Origin of the sequence: Tepidiforma thermophila (assembly GCF_002563855.1) — a bacterium.
Taxonomy (GTDB): domain Bacteria; phylum Chloroflexota; class Dehalococcoidia; order Tepidiformales; family Tepidiformaceae; genus Tepidiforma; species Tepidiforma thermophila.
Genome location: NZ_PDJQ01000001.1, coordinates 1224666 through 1247440 on the forward strand (window position 1 = coordinate 1224666; position 22775 = coordinate 1247440).

At 71.3% G+C, this 22775-nt stretch carries 24 protein-coding genes; 12 read left to right on the plus strand and 12 right to left on the minus strand.

The window, feature by feature from the left end; translation table 11 throughout:
- Positions 1-18: 18 nt before the first annotated feature.
- Both A9A59_RS05915 and A9A59_RS05920 read right to left on the minus strand, forming a co-directional pair.
- Positions 19-969 carry a CAP domain-containing protein gene (locus A9A59_RS05915; protein WP_098503402.1) on the minus strand — a complete coding sequence of 317 codons (951 nt, stop codon included), beginning with the start codon at positions 967-969 and terminating at the stop codon, positions 19-21.
- Positions 970-1169: 200 nt separating this feature from the next.
- Positions 1170-2381, minus strand: coding sequence for a helix-turn-helix domain-containing protein (locus A9A59_RS05920; RefSeq protein WP_098503403.1), 1212 nt, complete (start codon positions 2379-2381; stop codon positions 1170-1172).
- A 100-nt stretch (positions 2382-2481) separates the two neighbouring features.
- Between A9A59_RS05920 and A9A59_RS05925 the strand changes: the two genes are divergently transcribed.
- The 7 genes from A9A59_RS05925 to A9A59_RS05960 all read left to right on the plus strand — a co-directional run bounded on the left by A9A59_RS05925 (position 2482) and on the right by A9A59_RS05960 (position 9892).
- The gene (locus A9A59_RS05925; RefSeq protein WP_098503404.1) at positions 2482-3117 is read left to right on the plus strand and encodes a hypothetical protein; all 636 of its coding nucleotides are present in this window, start codon (positions 2482-2484) and stop codon (positions 3115-3117) included.
- Between the two features lie 63 nt (positions 3118-3180).
- A complete protein-coding gene (locus A9A59_RS05930; RefSeq protein WP_165772537.1) occupies positions 3181-3864 on the plus strand; it encodes a class F sortase in 684 nt (227 codons plus the stop codon).
- A gap of 95 nt (positions 3865-3959) precedes the next feature.
- Positions 3960-4610, plus strand: a complete 651-nt coding sequence (locus tag A9A59_RS05935) for a class F sortase (protein ID WP_098503406.1) — start codon at positions 3960-3962, stop codon at positions 4608-4610.
- 197 nt (positions 4611-4807) lie between these two features.
- Positions 4808-5587 (plus strand): hypothetical protein, encoded by a 780-nt coding sequence (locus tag A9A59_RS05940; protein ID WP_098503407.1) that lies wholly within the window; start codon positions 4808-4810, stop codon positions 5585-5587.
- Between the two features lie 10 nt (positions 5588-5597).
- Positions 5598-7757 carry an IPT/TIG domain-containing protein gene (locus A9A59_RS05945; protein ID WP_098503408.1) on the plus strand — a complete coding sequence of 720 codons (2160 nt, stop codon included), beginning with the start codon at positions 5598-5600 and terminating at the stop codon, positions 7755-7757.
- 115 nt (positions 7758-7872) lie between these two features.
- The gene (locus A9A59_RS14040; protein ID WP_106427063.1) at positions 7873-8922 is read left to right on the plus strand and encodes a hypothetical protein; all 1050 of its coding nucleotides are present in this window, start codon (positions 7873-7875) and stop codon (positions 8920-8922) included.
- A 40-nt stretch (positions 8923-8962) separates the two neighbouring features.
- Entirely contained in the window at positions 8963-9892 is a 930-nt protein-coding gene (locus tag A9A59_RS05960; RefSeq protein ID WP_098503410.1) for an NAD-dependent epimerase/dehydratase family protein, read from the plus strand.
- 12 nt (positions 9893-9904) lie between these two features.
- On the opposite strand, the gene A9A59_RS05965 is transcribed toward A9A59_RS05960, so the two are convergent.
- Genes A9A59_RS05965 through A9A59_RS05975 form a run of 3 tightly spaced genes read right to left on the minus strand, consistent with a single transcriptional unit; the run spans position 9905 to position 12715 of the window.
- Entirely contained in the window at positions 9905-11179 is a 1275-nt protein-coding gene (locus tag A9A59_RS05965; protein WP_098503411.1) for a CaiB/BaiF CoA transferase family protein, read from the minus strand.
- A gap of 45 nt (positions 11180-11224) precedes the next feature.
- Positions 11225-11854 (minus strand): MarR family winged helix-turn-helix transcriptional regulator, encoded by a 630-nt coding sequence (locus A9A59_RS05970; protein WP_098503412.1) that lies wholly within the window; start codon positions 11852-11854, stop codon positions 11225-11227.
- A 24-nt stretch (positions 11855-11878) separates the two neighbouring features.
- Positions 11879-12715 carry a universal stress protein gene (locus A9A59_RS05975; RefSeq protein ID WP_098503413.1) on the minus strand — a complete coding sequence of 279 codons (837 nt, stop codon included), beginning with the start codon at positions 12713-12715 and terminating at the stop codon, positions 11879-11881.
- Positions 12716-13013: 298 nt separating this feature from the next.
- On the opposite strand from A9A59_RS05975, the gene A9A59_RS05980 reads away from it, so the two are divergent.
- From A9A59_RS05980 to folK, 3 genes are read left to right on the plus strand one after another with little or no spacing between them, the layout of a single operon-like run.
- Positions 13014-13436: a M67 family metallopeptidase gene (locus tag A9A59_RS05980; protein ID WP_098503414.1), complete on the plus strand. Its 423-nt coding sequence runs from the start codon at positions 13014-13016 to the stop codon at positions 13434-13436.
- Positions 13433-14320 (plus strand): dihydropteroate synthase, encoded by an 888-nt coding sequence (folP, locus tag A9A59_RS05985; protein WP_098503415.1) that lies wholly within the window; start codon positions 13433-13435, stop codon positions 14318-14320. Before A9A59_RS05980 ends, folP begins: the two co-directional genes overlap by 4 nt.
- On the plus strand, positions 14317-14796 hold the full coding sequence (gene folK, locus A9A59_RS05990; RefSeq protein WP_098503416.1) for a 2-amino-4-hydroxy-6-hydroxymethyldihydropteridine diphosphokinase: 480 nt from the start codon (positions 14317-14319) through the stop codon (positions 14794-14796). The genes folP and folK overlap by 4 nt, the downstream gene beginning before the upstream one ends.
- A 12-nt stretch (positions 14797-14808) precedes the next feature.
- Here folK and A9A59_RS05995 read toward each other — a convergent pair whose 3' ends face one another.
- Positions 14809-16023: a cytochrome P450 gene (locus A9A59_RS05995; RefSeq protein WP_098503417.1), complete on the minus strand. Its 1215-nt coding sequence runs from the start codon at positions 16021-16023 to the stop codon at positions 14809-14811.
- Positions 16024-16278: 255 nt separating this feature from the next.
- Here A9A59_RS05995 and A9A59_RS06000 point away from each other — a divergent pair, with 255 nt between their 5' ends.
- Together A9A59_RS06000 and A9A59_RS06005 are read left to right on the plus strand one after the other, a co-directional pair.
- Positions 16279-17118, plus strand: coding sequence for a hypothetical protein (locus A9A59_RS06000; protein WP_098503418.1), 840 nt, complete (start codon positions 16279-16281; stop codon positions 17116-17118).
- A gap of 44 nt (positions 17119-17162) precedes the next feature.
- Positions 17163-17576, plus strand: a complete 414-nt coding sequence (locus A9A59_RS06005) for a MaoC family dehydratase (RefSeq protein ID WP_098503419.1) — start codon at positions 17163-17165, stop codon at positions 17574-17576.
- Here the strand turns inward: A9A59_RS06005 and A9A59_RS06010 are convergent.
- The 6 genes from A9A59_RS06010 to A9A59_RS06035 form a co-directional block, all read right to left on the minus strand.
- A complete protein-coding gene (locus A9A59_RS06010) occupies positions 17557-18003 on the minus strand; it encodes a hypothetical protein (protein WP_098503420.1) in 447 nt (148 codons plus the stop codon). The two genes, A9A59_RS06005 and A9A59_RS06010, sit on opposite strands and share 20 nt — an antisense overlap.
- 63 nt (positions 18004-18066) lie before the next feature.
- Positions 18067-19134, minus strand: a complete 1068-nt coding sequence (locus tag A9A59_RS06015; RefSeq protein ID WP_098503421.1) for a response regulator transcription factor — start codon at positions 19132-19134, stop codon at positions 18067-18069.
- Positions 19135-19167: 33 nt separating this feature from the next.
- A complete protein-coding gene (locus A9A59_RS06020; protein WP_098503422.1) occupies positions 19168-19920 on the minus strand; it encodes an endonuclease/exonuclease/phosphatase family protein in 753 nt (250 codons plus the stop codon).
- Entirely contained in the window at positions 19920-20741 is an 822-nt protein-coding gene (locus tag A9A59_RS06025; protein ID WP_098503423.1) for a methylenetetrahydrofolate reductase, read from the minus strand. Before A9A59_RS06025 ends, A9A59_RS06020 begins: the two co-directional genes overlap by 1 nt.
- A 42-nt stretch (positions 20742-20783) precedes the next feature.
- Complete coding sequence (locus tag A9A59_RS06030; RefSeq protein WP_098503424.1) at positions 20784-21794, minus strand: ABC transporter permease; 1011 nt, start codon at positions 21792-21794, stop codon at positions 20784-20786.
- Between the two features lie 8 nt (positions 21795-21802).
- On the minus strand, positions 21803-22744 hold the full coding sequence (locus tag A9A59_RS06035) for an ABC transporter permease (RefSeq protein ID WP_098503425.1): 942 nt from the start codon (positions 22742-22744) through the stop codon (positions 21803-21805).
- Between the last annotated feature and the right edge of the window lie 31 nt (positions 22745-22775).

Consider the following 22775-nt stretch of genomic DNA (forward strand, 5'->3'; position numbering starts at 1 on the left):
GCCGGGCCGGCCGACCCGCTAGCCGAGGAAGATCATCGTGAAGTAGTGGCGCCCCTGCGCGTCCGTGATCTCACCAATGCCCACCCGCGTGAAATCCCCCGCGAGCAGATTCGCCCGGTGCGTCGGGCTGTTCATCAGCCCCTCCAGCGCCACCGCTGCCGCCTGCCCGGCCGGGTAGTTGTTCATCGCCAGGTTCTCTCCTGCCCACGCGTAGCTCGTGTAGCCGAAGTACGCCAGCAGCTCCACGTACATCGAATACCCGTACGGGTCCACGTGCCCGAAGTACCCCTGGTCGATCAGCTGCTGCGAGCGGGTCCGCGCAATCCGCGTCAGGCCTGCATCGAGCACATACGGCGCCAGCCCGGCCTTCACCCGCTCCGCATTGATCAGCTCGAACAGCTGCAGTTCCAGCGCCGTCGCCGGCCCGCCCGAAACCTGCGGTACGTAAAAGTTCGGCTTTGCGGGCGGCGCCGCTGGGGCGGCCGGCGCAGCCGGCGCGGCCGCGGGCGCAGCAGGCGGGTTCCCGGCTGCCGGCTTCGGCGCAGGTGCGGCAGCAGCGGGCCGGACCGGCGCAGCAGGTGCAGCCGGCTGGGGCGCTGACTCCTCCGTCGCCGGCGCCGCCTCGCTCCACGGCCCGAATGCCCCCAGCGCCCGCGCGAACTCCATCGGCAGCGCCCCGGGGCCCGGGTCGAAGGCCATGCCATCCTCAACCGCCGGCTCCGGGAGCTGCGCCGGTGCGATTTCCTCCGGGGACGGCGCGACGGGCCGCAACGGGACGGAAGCCGCCTGTCCCTCCACGATGCCCCGCGGCGCCACCCGCTCCGCATCCGCCGCGAACACCGAGAAGCCGATCCCCAGTCCCGCGCCGGCCAGCAGCGCCGCCGCATAGAGCGGCAGAAACCGCCCTGGCCGCCACTCGCGCAGCCAGCCGCCGAACGTTCCCGGGCGCGCAAGCTCGAACCCTGCCATCTGAACCCCGCCGCCGACCCATGTCTCTGGCGGTTGCCCGCCGGGTCTCAGTTGGGGGTTCGACGGCGCCCTCCGCGGCCCGCATGGACACGGAGAGGTCACCCCGGTAACGGCTTGGGGGCGCCGTCACCGGGTGTCCCCTCGGGAAATTCCCCTAAGGCTCCTGAGTTGCTCCCGGGTTGCTGAGTGCTACCGCCCGTTCACTGGCAGCCCCGCTGCCCGGCGGCGATGAGCGGCCCGACGCTCACCGTGTACTCCACGTACACCTCGCGCCATCCCGGCTGCAGCGGATACGTCCCGCTCACGTCCACGAACCAGTTCGAGTTCGAGCCAACACCGAGGTCCGCCGGGAACGGCGGGAAGCAAATCACCCGCGCCGGCGAAGGCCCGCACTTCCCCAGTTCGAGGTTCAGATTGCACGCGCTCAACGTGCTCGGCCGCGGCGGCAGCGGCGTGGGCGTCGGCGTCGGGACGAACGGCGTCGGCGTGGCAGTCGGTGCAACAGTCGGCGTCGGCGCCGTCGTCGGCGTCTGCGTCGGCGTCGCAGCCGCACCCGGCGTCGTTTCCGCGGCCACGGTTGGCGTGCCCGTTCCCGGCGTGCCGGTCACGGTCGCCGTCGCGGTCCCCGCCGGCGTGCCCGTGCCGGTCGGCGATGCTGCCGCCGTCCCTGTCGTCCGCGGCGTCGGCGACCCCACCGGAACCACCGCCGCCGGCGTCACGGCCCGCGTCGGCTCGCCCGGCGCACCCCCCGCAGGGGTGCCGTCACTGTCTCCCCCGCCCCCCAGCACGACCGCAACGGCCAGCGCTACCACCGCCACCATCGCAGCCCCCAGGGCCAGCAGCACACCGCGCGGCACCCCGCCCTGCCCCGGCAGCTCCGGCCGCTCCAGCAGCACACCCCCGGTCGCCCGCCGGTAGGGCGCCGGCCCCCGTTCGAACCCGTACGGGTCGGGATTCAGTTCCCCCTGGTACGACGGCGGCGCAATCGGCGTCGGCCCGGCGTCCCGCACGCCCCGCTCTGCGGGCTCGGGCGCCCAGCGCTCGTCGTCATCGGCTCCCATCCCTGCTGCCGGCGGAGGTCCTGCCGCCCGCCGGAACGGGTCCGTCCGCTCGCGCGACGTGGTCGGCCGCCCCGGCGGCCGCGGCCCGCCCACGTAGCCCGCCGGTCCCGCGGGAAACCCAATTTCTCCCCCAACCAGCTGGTCCAGCAGCGGCTGCGGGTCGATCCGCAGGAAATTCGCGTACGACCGCAGAAATCCCCGCACATAGACCGGCGCCGGCAGCGCGTCGAACTCCTCCGCCTCCAGCGCCTCCAGGAACCGCGGCGAAATCCGCGTCTCCTGCGCCACCTGCTCGATGGTCAGCCCGCGCCGCTCCCGCGCCTCACGCAGCGTATGCCCGATGTTCGCCATGCAGCTGCCTCCCCAGGGGGAAACATAAAGTACGCGACATCCGTCAATCGATCGAATCCCCGCAGTTGGGCTCCCCCGCCGCCCGCGCTACCATCCTCCCGTGCGCATCCTCCTCCCGCTCGCCGCCGCCCTCCTCGCGGCCGGCGCAGCCGCGGCTGCTGCCCAGCCCCAGCTTCCCGCCACCGTCTACGGCTCCGTCACCATCGACGGCCAGCCCGCTCCGACCGGCACCGAAGTCCGCGCCTTCATCGGCGCCACTGACTGCACCCAGGCCGCCCCCGGCGAGCGGCTCACCTTCCGCGATGGAAACGCCACCGCCTACGTCGTCACCGTCCTCCACGAATCCCAGCGCCCCGGCTGCGGCCGCACCGGCGCCGTCATCACCTTCACGGTCGACGGCCGCCCCGCGCTCCAGTCCGTCGCCTGGGAGCCCGGTCCGATCCGCCTCGACCTCAGCCTCGGCTCGCCTACCGTCATTCCCCTCCCCACGCCCAGCCCCACCGTGCCCGGCGGCCCCTCCCCCTCCCCGCGCCCCGCCCCCACCGGGCCGCCGCCCACCGACGATATCACGCTCCCCGGCACCCTTGTCCCGTCTCCGCCCGATGCCCGCGCCGCCGCCGATGCTGCCGATGGCGAACAGCGCATCACCCTGTGGCCGTGGCTGATGGGCGGGCTCCTCGTCATCGTCGGCGGCGCCGCGGCTGCTGCCGTCGCCCTCCGCCGCCGCAAGGACTAACCCGCCCTTTGGTTCCGGTCGTATACCATGTTGACAGGGGTAGGGAACTGCCCCGGGAATCCTATGCGCATCCTCCCGTACGCCGCGGTCTTCACCTTCGTCGCCGGCATCAGCCTCCTCGCCGTCGGCTGGGCATACTCCCCTGCCGAAGCACCGTCCGCGCCCGTAACCGTCGTGGGCTTCGACGTCCGTCCGACACTTACCCCAACCCCGACAGCCAGCCCCACCGCCGTCCCGAGCCCGACGCCCACCCCGACCCCCTTCGACGGCAAAATCGCCCGCATGGTTGCACCGTCCCTCGGCATCGACCACGCCATCGAAGAGATCGGCCTCCTCCCCAACAACCAGCTCGATACCCCCCACGACGGCGTCAACAAGGTCGGCTGGTACTACATCTACGACAAGCCCGGTTTCGGCAGGAACGCCGTCTTCTCCGCGCACGTCAACTACAACTTCAAACCCGGCCCCTTCGCCAACCTCTACAAAGCGAAGCCCGGCGACCGCATCACCATCCAAATGGAAAACGGCCCCGCCTACGTCTACGAGGTCTTCTTCTTCCAGCGGTACGACGTGAACACCATCCCCATGGGCGACCTCATCGCAGGCGTGGTCAACGGCACCCCGAGGCCCGATGGCGAAGAGTGGATAACCCTCATCACCTGCGGCGGCCGCTTCGTCGCCACCCAGCCCAACGGCCTCGGCGAATACCTCGACCGCGACGTCGTCGTCGCCCGGCGTATCCAGTAACCTCCCGGCCTTACCGCGCGTTTTCGAAGCCGAGCCCGTTGCGCCGCCCTGCGCTACGGTAAACCCACAATCCCGAACATCCCGGAGCCGCCTCCGTGCAGTCTGCCCGAAACCTCGCCGTTGCCGTTTTCGTGCTTGGCCTCGCACTCCTCGTCGTCGGCGTCGCCTGCAACAGCAGCAGCGCCAGCGACCAGCCCGCACCCAGCCCAACCCCCGAGCCCACCGCAACCGCTACCTCGACCCCGACGCCGCGCCCCAGCCCCACTGCCACGCCCACACCCTTCGCCGGCAAGGTCGCCCGCCTCAAGATCCCCCGCTTCGGCGTCGATGCCCCCATCGAGGAGCTCGGCATCGACTCCACCAACGCCCTCGAAACCCCGAAGGCCGAAAATACCGCCGTCGGCTGGTACTCCATCTACGACCGGCCCGGCTGGGGCGGCAACGCCATCTTCAGCGCCCACGTCTACTACCACTCCAAACCGGCGCCGTTCGTCAACCTCGCCAAAGCCCAGCCCGGCGACCTCGTCATCGTCGTCATGGAAGACGGCACCGAGTATCGCTACGAAGTGTTCTCCAATACCCGCTACCACCGCGACACCATCCCCATGGGCGAAATCATCGACGCCCCCCAGAAGGCCGACTACGACGAATGGGTGACCCTCATCACCTGCGGCGGCGAACTCGACGACACCGGCCTCGAATACCTCCACCGCGACGTCGTCGTCGCGAAACGCATCTGGCAGTAACCCCCGCACCGCCCGTCACACACCACTCAGGGCTGCCTGTGCCCCTCCCCCGCGGCACGCACCCCGCAGATCAGGGTTTCCCCGCCCCCGAACGCGGTGATCCCCCTTCCAGCCCTCGGGGCTTTGCCCATTAAGGCCGGGCACGCATCCTCCCTACCCTGACCTTCGACTCGAGCAGCCGCTCCCGGAGGTCACCCATGCGAACCCGGCTCCTTACTGCCGTCGCTCTCCCCGCGCTGGCAGCTGTCGTTGCCGCCTCCGCCATCATTGCCGGCGGCACCGGCGCCAGCGCCGCCCAGCTCCTTCGCGGCTGGAACAACATCGCCTACTTCGGCGAATCCGCCCCGCCCGCGCAGGCGCTCGCCCCCCTCACCGGCGAATACACCGCCGTCTATCGCTGGGACCCCGCCACCCAGTCCTACCAGCTCTACGCCCCCGGCGTCCCCGGTTTCGTCAACACCCTCTCGACCATCAATCCCGGCGACGCCATCTGGATCCACTACACCGGCAACGGCCGCGAATTCAATACCGGCGCACCCCCCACCGGCTCCGCTCCGGGCGGCGCCGGCAAGATCAGCATCGCCGCCAGCACCTTCGTCCCCGCCAGCGACCTCGCCGTGTACGAAAAGGGCTTCAACCAGCTCTACCCCCTCACCACCGACCCCGCCTCCCACCGCTACTTCGCCCCGGTCCATCTGCCCCACGGCGCCACCATCACCGCCATGACCGCCGCCTTCGAAGGCTCCGGCGACACCGTCAAAATCCGCCTCGACTACACCCCGCTCGCCAACGGCGATACCCCGGGCCAGGTCTTCAAGCTCGCCGAGGTGCTCTCCAGCGCCGGCCCCTCGCCGCAGACCGTTTCCGCCTACCCCCACCAGGTCGATAACGGCGCCAACGTCTACTTCGTCGTCGTCGACCTCACCGGCGGCCCCGCCTCGAAGCTCCGCGGCATCACCATCAGCTACACCTACTAGGAGGCCCCCAGTGCTCACCTCCAGCGGCCTCCCCGCGCGCCTCCTCCTGCCGGCCGCTCTCGCCGCGCTCGTCCTCCTCCTGCTCCTGGGGGGCTCGCGGCCGGCCCGCGCCCTCGCCGAAGGTGACGTCAGCTTCACCGTCACCCAGTCGCCTGCGGCCCCCGCCACCGTCCAGGTCGGCTCCGAGGTCACCTTCACCGTCACCGCCAACGTCGCCGTTAGCCCCGGCGTCCCGCCGCTCCTCTTCGAACTCACCTACCCCGCCGCCCTGCTCTTCGTCGAAGGGTTTTCCGACCCCCCTTCCGTTACCTGCGTGGACAACACCCCCATCGCCGGAACCGTCCGCTGCAGTTACGGGCCTGTCTCCGACGGGGACCTCGTCGTCCTCACCCTCCGCTTCACCATCACCGCTGACGCCACCACATCTGCCGCGAATGCCGTCATGCGTGCCGGCCCATCCGACGGCGCACCCGACTCCGCCGCCGACGGCAACGATGCCTTCGTCGGCGCCGGCACCCTCACCGTGTTTGCCGCCTCGATGTTCACCGCGGCCGGCTCTGCATCACCGCCCGCCACCTTCGAACGCGCCTCCCTCACCTACACCGCCACACTCCTGAACAACTCCGGCACCGCCACCGGCCCGTTCACCGCGACCGTCGACCTTCCCAACGCCATCGTACAGGGCGTGACATGCTCCTCGGGCACCGGCAGCTACGCCGGCAGCCAGGCCGTCTGCACCGACGCCACCCTCGCCGACGGCGAAACGCTCACCATCACCACCACCCTCCGTCCCGAGAACACCGCCAGCGGCGACGACATCGCCCCGGTCATCTCCGCTCCCGCCCTCGGCATCTCCGGCGTCACGCTGCCCGCCATCACCGTGCACGAAGTCGGTCTCCAGCGCACCTCCGGCGCCCCCGCGGTCGACTCGCCGATTACCGTCTGCACCGCCGCTGTCCCCACCGACGACCCGGACACCGCCGCCGCCGGGGCGGCCCAGCCCGCCAATGCCGCCCTGATGGTCGGCGCCCCCTCAGCCCAACCCCTCCTCCAGCTCGGCGACTTCATCGTGTCCGGCCCCGGCGACGGCACCGTATCCCCCGCTTCCGGCTGCGGCGCGAACCAGTCCGGCGTCACCTTTACCCCCTCAGCGCCCGGCACCTACACCATCACCGCTAAGTACAACGTCGGCGGCACCAACGACCTGGCCATCGAAGTCCCCGGTGCCCCCAACCCGCTGCCCGTGCTGACTTCCATCAGCCCGTCGAGCGCCGTCGCCGGCTCCGGCCCGGTCACCGTGGCGCTGACCGGCTCCGGCTTCGTCGCCGCCAGCGAAGTCCGCTGGAACGGCACCCCGCTCGCGTCCGTCACCTTCAACTCGTCCACCAGCCTCACCGCCGTCGTCCCCGCCGCAAACCTCACCGCGCCCGGCACCTTCTCCGTGACCGTATTCAACCCGGCCCCCGGCGGCGGCACCTCCGCCCCGCAGACCTTCACCGTCACCGCAGCCGCCAGCAAGCTCGCCTTCACCACCCAGCCCGGCAACGGTGTCGCCGGCCAGCCGCTGGCCGTGCAGCCCATCGTCGCCGTGCAAACCGACGCCGGCGCAACCGTCACCTCCGACAACACCACCGTCGTTACCCTTGCCGTCTCCGGCGGGGCCGCACTGACCTGCACCGGCGGCCTTTCGAAGACCGTCGCGGCCGGGGTGGCCGCCTTCTCCGGCTGCGCCGTCACCCCCGCCGGCACCGGCTACATCCTGACCGCAACCGCCTCGCCGCCGCTCACGCCGGCCACCAGCGCCCCCTTCGATGTCACGGCTGCGCCGCCCACCGCGACCCCCCAGCTCACCTTCCCGGCCGTCGCCGGCCCCGTCCCGCGCTCCCGCCTCGCCTTCCGCGTCGAATCCGGCACCCTCGCGCCGACGCAGGTCCGCCTGGTCATCCGCCGCGCCTCCGACGGCAAGTACTGGAACGCAACGTCCGCCGCCTGGCAGAACGACCCCGTCCAGAACGTCATGACCGCCGCCGGTTCCGCCCGCTGGGAGCTGCCCATCACCGGCATCGACCGCCGCGCCTTCCGGGACACTGCCGTCACCATCGAAGCCTTCGCCACCGCCGGCGGCACCGAATACCGCAGCGCTGCCACCGCCAACCTCAGCGTGAGGTAAGAACCCCATGCCGCCAACGCCGCGCCCCGGCCGGATCTTCCCCTACGGCATCCGCCGCCGGCGAATCGGTGCCCTGCCGATGCCGTCCGCGGCCCCCCAGCCCTACCCTCGAATCATGCCCGGCAACCTCCCGCGCCTCGCCGCTGCCCTGGTCAGCTTCCCCCTCGCAGGCCTCGTGGCCGCCGGCTGCCTCGCCTACGCGCCGGATGGCTCGGTCGCCACCCCCGCCCCCCAGGACCAGTCCGAGGGCTCCCGCCTGCCTCAGCTCCTCTCCCAGCTGCAGGGCGCAGGCGCCGGCATGGAGGTCTTCTCCGAACAGCCCCAGAACGAAGTCCTCGCCGCCCAGGACGAGGAACCCGGCAAGGGCGTCTCCTCCCCCACCCCCGGCGTCAGCCCCACCGCGACCCTTGCCGGCGACCGCACCACCCCGACGCCCACCCCGCGGCCCGGCACCCCGACCCCACGCCCCGCCCGCCTCGCCCACGCCCACCCCCGCCGGCAGCGAAGGCGCCACCCCGACGCCCACCCCCACTGCCACCCCGACCCAAACCCCCACCCCAACGCCCACCCCCACTCGAACCCCGACCCCGACGCCCACTCCGCGCCCGCCCACCGAGGGCGGTTCGAACGGTACCCCCACACCGCCGCCCACCGAGGGGTGACCATGCCAGCCGCCGCCAACCGCACCCGCTGCACCTCCTGCGGCCGTGCCCTCACGTTCGCCGACTGGACCCGCGGCCGCCCCCTCTGCGACCCCTGCGCCCGCCCGCTCGCCGCGCTCCGGCATGAGCTCGAAGCTCCCGGCCCCGCCCCCGCAGACGACCCCGCCGCCTTCGAGCGCATCCTCGAGTCAGTCCCTGATGCGCTCATCGACGAGCTCGTCGCCGCGCTAGAAGCCGAAGCCGCAAAGCTCGACCAGGCGAACCCCGTTGCCGGCGTCCTCGCCGAGCTCGAACTTGGCCGCACCCCCCGCGAGCGCCACTGGGCAGCCTGGGGCTTCGCCGCCGGTTTCGCCCTCAACGTCGGCATCGCCAAGTGGGCCCAGGTCGCCTCCGGCGCACCGATCACCGATTTCATCGTCCCCATCCTCGCGGGCGGCGTCATCGCCGGCAGCACCTGTGCCGCAATCGGCTGGGGCCTTGCCCGCCTCCGCCAGCCCGCCTGAGCGGTTGCCCGTTGGCACCCGTCCCGCACACTGGTTTGCGATGCGCATCCTCGTCACCGGCGGCGCCGGCTTCATCGGCTCCCACATCGTCGATGCCTTCGTCGAAGCCGGCCATGACGTCGCTGTCGTCGACAACCTCTCCACCGGCCGCCGCTCCAACGTCAACCGCGAAGCACGCCTCTACGAGGTCGATATCCACGCCCGCGAGTTCGAGCGCATCGTCGCCGACTTCCGCCCCGAGGTCATCAGCCACCACGCCGCCCAGGCCAGCGTCAAAGTCGGCCAGGCCGACCCCGTCCATGACCTCGAAGTCAACGGAGGCGGCACCGCCCGCGTCTGCGCCCTCGCCATCCAGTACGGCGTCCGCAAAATCGTCTACGCCTCCTCCGGCGGCACCGTCTACGGCGAGCCGCAAACCCTCCCCGTCCCCGAAGGCCACCCCATCGCGCCCCGCTCCAACTACGGCGCCTCGAAGTACGTCGGCGAACTCTACGTCGAACTCGCCGCCCGCACCGCCGGCATCGAATTCACCACCTTCCGCTACGGCAACGCCTTCGGCCCCCGGCAGGACCCCCACGGCGAGGCCGGCGTCGTCGCCATCTTCACCGGCCTGATGCTCGCCGGCCAGCCCTGCACCATCGACGGCGATGGCGAGCAGCGCAAGGACTACCTCTACGTCGCCGATGTCGCCCGCGCCAACCTCCTCGCCCTCGAAGCCGGCAACGGCCTCGTCGCGAACATCGGCACCGGCGTCGGCACCACCGTCAACGAAATCTACCGCGTCCTCTCCGAAGCCACCGGCAACACTGTTCCCCCGCGCCACGGCCCGCCCCGCCCCGGCGACGTCCGCAACTTCTGGCTCGATTGCACCCGCGCCCGCGAAGTCCTCGGCTGGCAGCCCGAGGTCAGCTTCGAAGAGGGCATCCGCCGCACCGTCGAAGCCTTCCGCGCCGCGGCCGGCGCCCGCTGACCCCGCCGCCCGCTACCGCACCACGCCCGCCGACCTCAGTGCCGCAATCTCCTCTGCGCCCAGCCCTGCCTCCGCCAGCACCTCATCCGTGTGCTCGCCCAGCATCGGGCTCGGCCCCTGCGCCGCCAGCCGCGCCTCCGACATCTGGAACGGCGGCCCCACCATCTTGTACGGCCCCAGCAGCGGGTGCTCCAGCTCCACCTGCAGCCCGTTCGCCAGCGTCTGCGGGTGGTCGAACAGCTCTTCGATGAAGTACAGCGGCCCGGCAGGCACGCCGTGCCGCTCAAGGATCTCCGCCCACTCCTCCGTGGTCTTCGTCCGGAACAGCGCTTCCGCCTCTTGCACCAGCTTCGGGCCTTCCACCTCCCATCCCGGCGGATTCATCTCGAAACTCCCGTCCTCGCGGAACCGCGGGTCCCGAAGCCCCGTCGCCGCCAGCACCTTCAGCCGCAGCGACTGGCTCAGCGCCCCCACCGCGATGAACCCGTCCTTCGTCTGGTACACCCGGTAGTAAATGTTCCCCGCGGCCGCCGGCCGGTACTTGTTATGCACCGCCACCTGCTCCGCGAAGCTCTTCATCTCCGCCCGCGCCTGCTGCAGCTCCGCGAGCATCGGCGGGATAACCTCCTCGTCGAACGCCCGGATCCATGTGAACTGGCTCGTCTGCATCGCAATCGCCGTCCCCATCAGCGTGCAGTCGATGCGCTGCCCCTTCCCGGTCCGCTCCCGGTAAAACAGCGCCGCGCAGATGGCGTTAGCCATCTGGATCCCCGTCGCGTAGTCCGCAACCGCCGGGTAGATGTACGTCGGCACGTCGCCCTGCATCTTCGCTTCGCCCGCCATCAGGCCGGTCATCGCCTGCACCACCAGGTCGTAGCCGCCCCGGTGCGCCAGCGGCCCGTATCGCCCGTACGCCGTGTTCTCGCAGTAGATCAGCCGCGGATTGATCGCCCGCAGCGTCTCGTAGTCGATCCGCAGCTGTTCGGCCACGCCCGGGCGATAGTTGATCACCACCACATCCGCGTCGCGCACCAGGCGGTGGATCACCTCCTGCGCCTCCGGCCGCGTCATATCCATCGCCACGCCCCGCTTCCCGCGGTTCAGGCTCGCGAAGGTCCGCGACTCCTTCGGCACCAGCTCCACGAACACCCGCCACGGCTCCCCTTCCAGCGGCTCGAACTTCGTGACCTGTGCCCCCATGTCGGCCAGGTGCATCCCGCAAAACGGCCCGGCGATGATCTGCGAAAACTCGAGTACCTTGACGCCCTGCAGCGGTCCGGTTGCCATCTCTGTCCCTCCGGCCGCCTATTCTAACGTTCGCGTGAACGTACGCTAGCCCCCCGCCTGCTCGCCTCCGCCCGTCCCCTCCGTGCGCTCCTCCTGCGGCAGCGCAACCACCGCCGGCCGCACCTTCGGCTCCATGCCCGCCCGGCGCGCCGTCTCGTAGTTCAGCCGCCAGAATGCCCGCGCCAGCCGCGAGAGCGCCGTCCGCTCCTCCCTGCTGAAGCCCTCGAAGAACTGCCCCACCAGCTGCACGTAGGCCTCCCGTCCCCGGCGCGCCGCCTCACGCCCGGCCGCCGTGGCCTCCACCACCACCAGCCGCCGGTCATTCGCCGCACGCTGTCGGGTGATGTAGCCCAGCTCCTCCAGCCGATTCAGCGCAGCTGTGACCGCCGGCCGGCTCAGCCAGAGCGTGTGCGCGAGCCGCCGCGGCTCGCTGCTCTGAACCAGTTCGAGCAGCCACAGGATCCGCCACGCCTCGTACGTCAGCCCGATTGCCCGTTGCGTCGCCTGGTTCAGCGCGCTCAGCAAGAGCTGCCCCGCCGAGTTCAGGTCGTAGGCCGCGAAGAAGGTCGCCTCGTCCAGCCCGCCCTCGGCAACCCATGCCGCGGCCCGCTCCTCGAGCCGCGAGCGCGGGAACTCCCGCTTCGTCCGGTCCGTGCCGCCGTCCCCTCCGCCCATCGCCGTGCGCCGGTTTGCCGCCGTTCAGTCGTGGTGCGTGGGCACCACCAGCACCGGCCGATGCGTGCTGTGCACCACCCGGTCGGTCGTGCTGCCCAGCGCCAGCCGCTTCAGCACGCCTTTGCCCGTCGAGGTCATCACAATCAGGCTGGCGTTCTCCCGGTCCGCGACCTCGAGAACTGCCGTCGCGGCATCGCCCTGGACCAGCACCGTCCGCTCGCCCGGCTTTGCTGTCGCCTGCAGATACTCGCGTGCCGCTGCTTCCAGCGTCGCCGAAAGGTCCGCCGGGTAGTACGAAAACTCAATCCCCGCCGGCGGCGGCACGCTGTACGCCCGCAGCAGCACCAGCGGCAGCTCCGCCTTCGCCGCCAGCTCCCGCGCAAGCGACAGCCCCCGCTCGGCCTCCTCCGAACCGTCCAGCGCCACGAGAATCGGCCTCCCGTTCCCGGGCGGCTCCGGCGCCTCGGTCCCCGGCTCCACCAGCACCGGCACCTTCGCGCCCCGGATCACCTTGTCCGCCACGCTCCCGAGAATCATCGCCTTGAAGCCGCCCCGCCCGTGCGTCGCAATGACGATGTACGACGCCGTCTCCGACGCCTGCAGAATCTCCTTCGCAGGCGGCCCAACGACCACGTCGCACGTCACCTCGCCCAGCCCGTGCTTCTCAGCCTGCGCCGTCGCGTACTCCCGGAACTTCTCCGCCGCATGCTGCCGCTCTTCCGGCGTCCCGTCGTGCTCCATCACATGGATCAGCCGCACCGGCAGCCCCGTAATCCGTCGCAGCCACGCAGCATCCACGAGCGCATGCTCCGCAAGGCTCGAACCGTCGAGCGGGATCAGAATCGGTCCGTTCTCTGCCATGGTTCAATCCACCTCTACGCTGGTTGCCCAAGCATGAACGATCGTGCCGGACTGCGCGAGGGCCCACTTGGTCCCCCTTCCGCTGCCGAACGCCCGCTCACCCGGTCACCCCGCCAATTCCGCTCCCCCGCGTTCCGGTGCCCGCAGTCCCGTAACCGACTGGCCGCAGCCTGTCCCCATACCCCACCCTTCTCGACCTGCAGCACCTCGCCGGGCCCCGGCGTTCGCCTCTTGGCCCGAGCTTCTCCGGCAGCCCGCCCCTACAATAGGGACACACGCACCACCTCCCGGAGACGCCGTGGCCATCGCCATCCGCCTCACCAGGGCGCAGCTCGACCAGATGATCGCCCACGCCCTCGAAGACGCCCCCATCGAAGCCTGCGGCCTCATCGCCGCCCGCAACGGCGTCGTCACCGAAATCCGCCGCGCCCGCAACGCCGAAAACAGCCCCTACCGCTTCTCCATCGACCCCCTCGAAACCCGCCGCCACGAAGAGGCCATCGATGCCGCCGGCGCAGAGCTCGCCGGCTTCTACCATTCCCACACCGGCTCGCCGCCCATCCCCAGCCCCACCGACATCCGCATGATGGGCCCATTCTTCGGCCCGCCCTTCGTCCACTTCGTCATCGGCGTTGCCGACCGCGCCAACCCGGAGGTCCGCGCCTGGTACATCCAGGACGGCCAGCCGATCGAGCAGGAGTTCGAAATCCTCCCCGGATGACCACCGCCCGGCCTGTCTCCTGGCCCCTCGCGCGCACCTACCGCGCACCCGCCACCGTCATCCGCGGCCGCGAATTCCGCTGGGGCGCCCGCACGTACGTCATGGGCATCATCAACGTCACCCCCGACTCCTTCAGCGGCGACGGCGTCAATGCCGACCCTGGCGCTGCCGCAGCCCTCGCCTGCCGCTTCGAGGCCGAGGGCGCCGACATCCTCGATATCGGCGCCGAATCCTCCCGTCCCGGCGCGCAGGAACTCGACCCCGCCGAGGAACTCCGCCGCCTCCTCCCCTGCCTCCGCGCGGTGCGCGCCGCCACGGGGCTCCCCATCTCCGTCGATACCTACCACGCCTCCGTCGCCGAAGCCGCGCTCGAGGCCGGCGCCGACGCCGTTAACGACATCTGGGGCCTCCGCCGCGACCCTGCCATGGCCGCCGTCGTCGCCAGCGCAGGCTGCCCCCTCATCGCCATGCACAACCAGCGCGGCCGCACCTTCCGCGATGTTGCCGGTGACATCGCCGCTGGCTTCGAGGCCACCCTTGCCATCGCCTCCGGCGCGGGCATCCCCCCGGAACGCATCATCCTCGACCCCGGCTTCGGCTTCGGCTGGACCCCCGAGCAGAACCTCGAGATGCTCCGCCGTCTTCCCGAGCTCTGGCGCTTTGACCTGCCCCTCCTCGTCGGCACCTCCCGGAAGTCCACCATCGGCCTCGTCCTCCATGCGCCGGTCGACCGGCGGCTCGAAGGCACCGCCGCCACCGTCGCCTTTAGCATCGCCGCCGGCGCCGATATCGTCCGCGTCCACGATGTCGCCGCCATGGTCCGCGTCGCCCGCATGACCGACGCCATCGCCCGCGCCGGCTGGCGCCAGCCCCCAGCCCCGTGACCCGCGTCGCTATCGCCCTCGGGTCCAACCTCGGCGACCGCCTCGGCAACCTCCGCGCCGCCGTCGCCGCCCTCGAAGAAGCCGGCGTGGCCGTCGTCCGTCGCTCATTCGCCTGGGAAACTCCCCCCGTGCCGGCCGACCAGCCGCCGTTCCTTAACGCCGCCGTCCTCGCCGAAACCGACCTCCCGCCCGCGTCCCTCCTCGCCGCGCTCAAAGGCATCGAACACGCCCTCGGCCGCCGCCCCGGCCGCCGCTGGGGCCCGCGCCCCATCGACCTCGACATCCTCTTCTACGGCGACCTGCGCCTCGAAACCCCCGACCTTACCATCCCCCACCCGCGCATTGCCGAGCGCGCCTTCGTGCTCGCGCCGCTTGCCGAAATTCTCGAAGACCCCCTGCCCGTCCTTGGCGCCTCCGCGCTCGAGCTGCTCCAAACGACCGGCCTCCAGGGCGCCCGCCGCCTCTGCGCCCTCTGACGAATCCGAACCTCAGCCCTCCAGTTCGCCGGGCTCCCGCGGCGCGATGACCAGCCGTTCGAACCCGCGGACCAGCAGCGTCCCGCCCCGTACCGCCTCGACCACCCGCGGCACGCCGAACCGCCGGACCAGCTCCTCGAGCGCAATCGCCAGCTCCGCGCGCGCCAGCGGCGCACCCAGGCAGTAGTGCTTCCCCACGCCGAAGCTCAGGTGCCGGTCCTCCCGTCGCCACGGATCGAACCGGTCCGGCTCCGCAAACCGCTCCGGGTCCCGGTTCGCCGCCCCGATCATCACCAGCAGCCGCTGGCCAGCGCGGACCCGCCGTCCGCCCACCTGCACATCGGCGAGCGCGAACCGCGGCACCGCGTGCGTCGGGCTGTCCCACCGCAGCGTCTCCTCCACCACCGCACCCGGCGCAAGGTCGCCGCGCAGCATCGCCTCCCCGGCCGCCGGGTGCGCAGCCAGCGCAGCAACCGCGTGGCCGAGTGCCATCGCCGTCGGCCCGTTCCCTGCCAGTCCGATGTGCACCAGCAGCATCACCGCCTCCGCCGCCGAAAGCTCCCCGGCATCGAGCGCCCGCGCCAGCTCGCTCGCCACCGTGGAACCGTCCTCCCCCGGCGCCGGGGCGGCTTCGTCCAGCGCCTCGAGGATGTAGTCAGCCGCCGCCTCAGCCCCCGCCGGCGCCGCCGGGTCCGAAAGCCCCTCGACCCGCGCCCGCATCACCGCCAGTGCCGCCGCGTGAAATCCCTCCCAGCGCGCGGGCGGCAGCCCAAAGTGCTGGAGCGCCGTCATCGCCGCCAGCGGCCGCGCCAGCCCGCCCATCAGCTCGAACGGCCTGCCCGGCTCCGCCCGCCCGAGGAGCTCCGCCACGATCGCGCGGATGTCCCGTTGCCGCCCGGCGATCGCCCGCGCCCCGAAAGCGCGGTTCACCACCCCGCGCAGCCGGGCGTGGTCCGGGCCATCCTCATGCCCGAGGATCGGTGCATCGCCCAGCGGCATGGCAGCCCGGTGCGCTGCCACCCGCTCGCCCGCCGGCCCGCCTTCATCGGCCGGGTCCGCCGAAAACGTCTCCGCATCGAGGAGCACCTGCTCGCACTCCGCGTACCGCGTCAGCACCCACGCTCCGAGATTCGCGCTCCAGTGCACCGGCTCCGCCCGGCGAAGCCGCTCCAGCTCCGGGTACGGGTTCTCACCGTAGCCCGGCCGGTCCGGGCGAAAGAACACCACCCGGACAGTGTAAGCATGCCAAACAGTTGATCAAGCCAGAATTATCGGCCAGTCAATCGGTGACGGGCGGACCGGGTCGCTTTCCCGCGTCCGCCCGCCCGACCGGAGGCGGGCCGGGTGCCCGCGCCGAGGCCCGCGCGGCCACGTCCCGCCACCACCCCTGGAGCGACGTTCCCTCCATATCCATGTACGCCGCCGCCCAAATCAGGGATTTCCGGATCCCGACCGCGGGCTTCGGGCCATACCGTAACACCGGTGGAAACGCGCAATCGCCCGCCGGGAACCCTCCAGCCGAATCCTGCCATCGGCCGCTTCCTCCGCCCGGCCTACCTCCTCCCCGCTGCTGTCGTCGCCGGCGCGTTCCTCCTTGCGCTCGCCGTCCAGCCCTCCCCCAGGCACTCCACCGCCGATGACACCCCCAGGGTCGCGTCCGTCCCCTCGTCACCGACCGTCGCCGCCCCGTCGCCCACCTCGTCCCCATCGCCCGTCCCGCACTCCCCGTCCCCGTCGCCGTCGCCACCGGCTGCGCCCGAAGAAGCCGTCGCCGGCGCGCGCTCCACACCGTCAGCTACGCCCACCGTCGACCCTGCCCTGCTCGAGCAGCCCACCCGGTGCGGCACCCTCCGCGAAACCGCCGTCGCCCTCTCCGTCGAACAGGCCATCAGCGGCATCTCTGTCAGGGCCACCCGCGCAGCCGTCTACCCCATCGAGTACTTCTCCTGCATCCTCGTCGCCGCCGGCGGCAGCGAATCACTCCAGCTCGCCAGCGCCATCCGCAAGCAGGAGACCGCCGGCATGACCCACGTCGTCCTCATCGACCTCTGGGTCGCAAACGGCTCCAAACTCTTCGGCCAGCTCAACTTCCGCACCGCGACCATCGCCGCCGCCGGCCAAACCTTCGCCGCCATCGCAACCCTCGGCAGCCGCTCCGAACTGGTCATCGCCTCCGGCCAGGGGCGGAACGTCACCCTGGTCGCTGCCGTCCGCAACACCATCGGCGAATCCGTCGGCCCCGTGACCCTCGTCATCGATGCCCCCCTCGCCGCTGGCACCCCCATCGCCGGCAGGTACCAGCTCTTCCTCCCCACCCCCTGAGCCGCCGCTTTCCCGCAACCGGTGCCGGCCCCATCCTTCCCATCATGGCGACCTACGACGATATCTCCATTGGCGACTCCGCAACCTTTTCCAAAACCATCACCGAATCCGACGTCTACCTCTTCGCGGGCATCACCGGCGACCTCAATCCCGCCCACGTCGATGCCGTCAGCGCCGGCCGCGGCATGTTCAAGCAGCGCATCGCGCACGGCATGCTCACCGGCTCGTTCATCTCCACCGTCCTCGCCATGCAGCTCCCCGGCCCGGGCACCATCTACGTCAGCCAGACCCTCAACTTCCGGGCGCCCGTCTTCTTCGGCGATACCCTCACGGCCCGCGTCGAAGCCATCGAAAAGCTCGAACAGCGCCGCTGGGTGAAGTTCAAGACCACCGTCACCAACCAGGACGGCAAAACCGTCGTCGAAGGCGAAGCCGTCGTTATCCCGCCTTCGGCCTGATCTCCTCCGCATCCGCACCTGTCGGCGCAGCCTTCGCAGCCGCAGCCCGCGAAGCCGCCTCCCGCCCGCGCTCCCGGAGCCGGCCCGCGAACCACCGGAGCGCCTCCTCCTCGGTCATCACCACCGCCGCCCGGTTGCGAAGCCCCGCATACCGCAGGATGCGCCGCACCACCGGCTCCTGCGCAGGGCCGGCCACCACCGCCAGGCGCATCGGCCCCTCCATCCGGCTGGCAATCACCGCCCCGAGCACGAGCCACTGTCCCGGGCCCCGCTCCACGCCCCGCACATCGACGAGCAGGTCCGTAATCGCCCCGGCATCCGCCAGCGCGAATCCCTGCGAGGCAAGGCGCAGCGCCTCCGCCGTCGAGAGCCGCCCGCTCGCCTCGGCGTGCAGCCGTCCCTCCGGCGTCACCCGGATCGTGTACATGCGCGCAGCATGCCATAAACCGTCCACTCCTGCCCTCGGGGGACTCCCGCATGCGCTGCAGCGCTATCCCGCAGCCTCGAACCGCCGCGCCGGCAGCTCCCCGCTGCGGCGCACCTCGATGGCCGCCGCGCCGCCCACCGCCTCCCGCAGCCGTTCACGCACCCGCCCGATGCACGCCGGCGGCACCACCGGCACCACCGCGATACCTCCCTCGGTCGCCGTTACCGTGTCGTAGCCCCGGCAGAATCGCCGGACCAGCCACGCCAGCTCCCACCCATCGTCGCCCGGCACCGGCATCCACAGCCACGGCCGTTCGCCGCCTGGCCGCTCGGCGACCGGCAGGAGCGTGGCAGGGTCCCACGCACCGCCTGCCTGGCCCCGCGCCAGCCGCGCCAGCGCCGCCGTCACCTGTTGCGGCGTCGCCGGGACCGTCACCCAGCCCGCCGCGCCAAGCTCGAGCGCCCTCGCGACATCCGCACGGCAGCCGTGTGCCGCAAGCACCACCATCTTCCGCGCCGCCGGCCCGAGCGAGGCTGCCAGAGCCCGCGCCTGCCCTGCGGGCGTCGCCTCCACCAGCACCGCATCGGCCTCGCCCGGCGCCTCGCACAGCTCCAGCCCCATCGTCTCCGTCGCCGCCGCGAGCACCGCCGCCGCCCCGGCTTCGCGCACCCTCACCCAGGTCCGCATCCCCCGCAGCCGCGGGTGCGGCCACGCGCCGTACGCGCCATCGAGGTACCGCTCGCCCATCCCCCGCACCGTCCGCCCCGAGCGGGCCAGCCCCAGCAGCCACCGCGCGCAGGCCGTGCAGAGGAACAGCTCCCCGCGCACGGCCGGGCCGCTCGCCCACCGCACCGCATACGCCCGCTCTGCCGGTGACTCGCAGCAGGCCGCACATTGGTCATCGAACACCAGGTGGCGGCCGTTCGCACCGGGCTGGCCGAACAGGCGGCTCCCGCTACCGCCGCGCGCGTCGATGACGAGCCCTGCCAGCCACCTGGCACACCCCTCACACACCTCCACCCGCTCCTCCCGGTCCGGCTCCGTCGGCAGCCACCGCCGGTAGCGCCGCAGCGGACGCCAGGCCAGCTCCCAGCCGGCGCTCCCCTCCTCGCAGCAGCGGCACCAGTCCATCTCCACCATCATCGGACGGCGCCGGGAGCGGGCTCAGCCCACCGCAACCTCGGCCGCGACCGCGAAATGGTCGCTCGGGTAGAGCGTCGGGTCCCATGGCGCCGGCGTCGTGCCGTGGAGCCACGCCCGGGTCGCGGTCACCCGGCCGCGCAGCCAGATGTAGTCGAGGCATGCGGGGTCCCCGTCCGTATCCATCCCTTCCGCCACGATCCCCGAGGGCCACGTCACCGCCGGCTCCGCCCCGTGCACCTCCCGGTACGCTGAACGGAAGCCGCCCGTCTCCATCGCCCGGTAGGCCGGCTCCCCCGGCGGCGCATTGAAATCGCCGACCAAAACCTCCGCGTCGGCCCGGGGCGCCGCGTCCAGCCACGCCAGCAGCCGCCCCGCCTGGGCTTCGCGTTCAGCCCCTGCATCCGGCGGGTGGTGCAGGTGTGTGTTCCCGAACCACAGGGCCAGCCCGCCCGGCAGCGCCACCAGCACCCGCTGCGCCGTCCGCCCGAAGCCCAGGTCAGCGACCTCGTGGGCCAGCACCTCGCCGCAGTCTGCGATGATTGCGTTCCCGAACCCGGGAAAGCGCGGACTTTCCGCAGCGAACTGCCGCGGGTGCCCGCCCAGTTCGGCCGCCAGCGCGTCGTCCTGGCGCTCGGTCCCGAACGCCACCTCCTGCAGACCGCACAGGTCCGGCGCGAGCTCCCGGAATGCCGCCAGCAGCAGCGGCTTCCGCTCAGCCCACCGGTCAGCGATGTTCCGCAGATTCCACGTCGCCACCCGGAGCCGGACAGCCATCACCGCGCCCCGGCCGCTTCCAGCGCCGCCACAATCCGTTCGCCCATCTCCGGCGGGGGGTCCATCTCGAACGTCATAATCGCCACACCCTGCACCGCCGGCGACTCCACCAGCCGCGCCACCGTCTCCCGGAAATACGCCCACGCCGCCTCGGTGTCGCCCGCCGAAAGAATGTCCCGCAGCCGCCCCGGCAGCTCCAGCCCCAGCCGGTGCGCAATTCGCTCCCCCGCCTCCGCCGTCAGGAGGGGCATCGCCATCGCCACCGCGGCCACCCCTTCAGCCTCTGGCCGCACCGCAGCCAGCTCTGCCTCCAGCCCGCCCACATCGAAGGTCGGCTGCGTCTGCACGTACGTGGCGCCCGCCAGCAGCTTGGGCAGCAGGTTCCGCCGCGCCCGTGCGGGGTCGCGCGCGTACTGGTTCAGCGTCGCCCCGATGGTTACGCCCGGCATCGCTGCCCGCACCAGCCCGATCGCCTCCCGCACCGTCACCCCCGGCGCACCATTCGCGGCATGGTCCCCCGCCACGCAAAGCACCTGCTCGATGCCCCCGGCCCTGGCAGCCTCCGCCGCCGCCGTCACCTCTGCTGCCGACATCCCCCGCGCCGCCAGGTGCCATACCGGGTCGATCCCGGCTGCCCGCAGCTCGAGCGATGCCGCGAGGCTCGATTGCCGGTCCGGCCGCTGGATCACGTTCACTGCGTCGGCCGCATCACCCAGCAGCCGCGCCCGCCGCAGGAGCACCTTCGGCAGGTGACGCTGCGGCGGCGTGATCTCCAGCGCCACAGCGAACCGGCCCGCCGCCAGCCGTTCGAGGAACCGCATGCCCAGAGGTTCCGATCCCCCCGCCGAAGCGTCCAGCCCGGCTCAGCTGAAGCTGCCGCGCGCGCCCCGCAGCCGCGGGTCCAGCAGGTCCCGCAGCGCATCGCCCAGCATGTTGAAACTGAATACCGCCAGCGCGATGAACAGCCCCGGCCACACCAGCTGGTCCGGCCGGATGCTCGCAATCTGCTGCGAAATCTGCAGCATCTGCCCCCACGTCGGCTGGTCCGGGTTCACCACCCCGAAGCCAAGGAAGCTCAGCGCGGCCTCCGCCAGGATGATCGACCCGATCCCGATCGTCGCCTGCACCATCAGCGGCCCGAAAATGTTCGGTATCACGTGCCGCACCATAATCCGCGCATCCGTCGCCCCCAGCACCCGTGCCGCCTCCAGGAACTGCGCCGACCGCACCGAAATTACCGCCGACCGGATGACCCGCGACCCCGAGAACCCGCCGAGCAGGCCCAGCAGCACGATCAGCTTTCCGAACGTCGCCCCGCCCAGCATCGTCGTCGCCGCCAGCAACACCACCAGCACCGGCAGCGCCATCACTGCATCCACCAGGCGCTGCAGAATCGCATCGTACCGCCCGCCGAAATAGCCCGAGGTCACCCCGACGAACAGCGCCAGCGCCGTCGAAATCAGGACTGCCCCAACGCCCACGTAAAACGCATTCCGCGCCCCGTACACGATCCGGCTGTAGTTGTCCCGGCCGAGCTGGTCTGTCCCGAACGGGTTCGAAAGCTTACCTGGCACGTTGCGGTCGCCGAACGTCGCCGACCTCTCCACCACCGTCGGGCACAGGAACGTGTCCTGCGGACCGAGACAGTACTTCTGCAGGCGTACGCCGGCCCGCGTGTCCGCCGGCTCATGCGTCGCGAACGCCCCGGGGAACGCCGCAAGCACCCCGAGAGCCAGGATAATGATGAGCGAAATAAAGCCGAGCGGCTTCGTCCGCATCAGCGTGCGGAAGAACCCGACCGTGCGCCCGAACGCCCCCGGGGCCGGTCGGCTCAGCGGCTCGGCAATCACCACCTGGGCAGCAGCATCAGCCATGCGTCACCTCACCCCCGCGCCCGCGGATCGAGCAGTGAATACGAAATGTCGACAGCCAGGTTGATCAGCACCACCGCAAGCGCGAACAGCAGCGTGATTCCCTGCACCAGCGGATAGTCCCGTTCGTACACACCCCGGATGAGCAGCCGCCCCACCCCGTTCATCGTGAACAGCGTTTCGAAAATCACCGTGCCGCCCACCAGCGTCGCCATCGTCAGGCCGATGACCGTAATCACCGGAAGCAGCACGTTCTTCAGCGCGTGCCGCATGATAATCACCCGCTCCCGCAGCCCTTTCGCCCACGCCGTGCGGATGTAGTCCTGCCGCAGCACGTCCAGCATCATCGTCCGCGTATATCGCATCACCGAAGCCGCCGTCGCCAGCGACAGGATCAGCCCCGCAAGCGCGAACTGCTGGAAATTCTTCACCGGGTCCTCCCATGGCGCCGCGTACTGCGTCGGTGGGATCCACTTGAACTGGATCGCCAGGAACGCGAGCACAAACGTCGCCACCACAAAGCCCGGCACCGAAAGCCCCAGCACCGAGAACCCGCGCAGCACGTAGTCAATCCACGAGTCCTGCCGGATCGCAGAAATCACCCCGATCGGCACCCCGATCACCACCGCAAAGAACACCGCCACCAGCGCCAGCTCGAGCGTCACCCCGACCTTCGGCATCACTTCCGAAAGCACCGGCTCGTAGCTGTACATCGAGGTGCCCCAGTCTCCCCGCAGCAGGTTCCCCACCCACTTCACGTACTCAAAGGCAATGTTGTTGTTCAGCCCGAGCTCCTCCTTCAGCTGCTCCGCTGCCTCCGGCGTGTACCCCTCGCCGAGCCGTGCCGCCACCGCCGCGTCCGGGTCCAGCCGCAGAATCCCGAAGATCAGGAACGACACGATCAGCAGCGTCGGGATCGACAGCACCAGCCGCCGCAGGATGATCTTCTGCATCGCCAATCCCCCAAAGAGGCCCCGGGGAAGC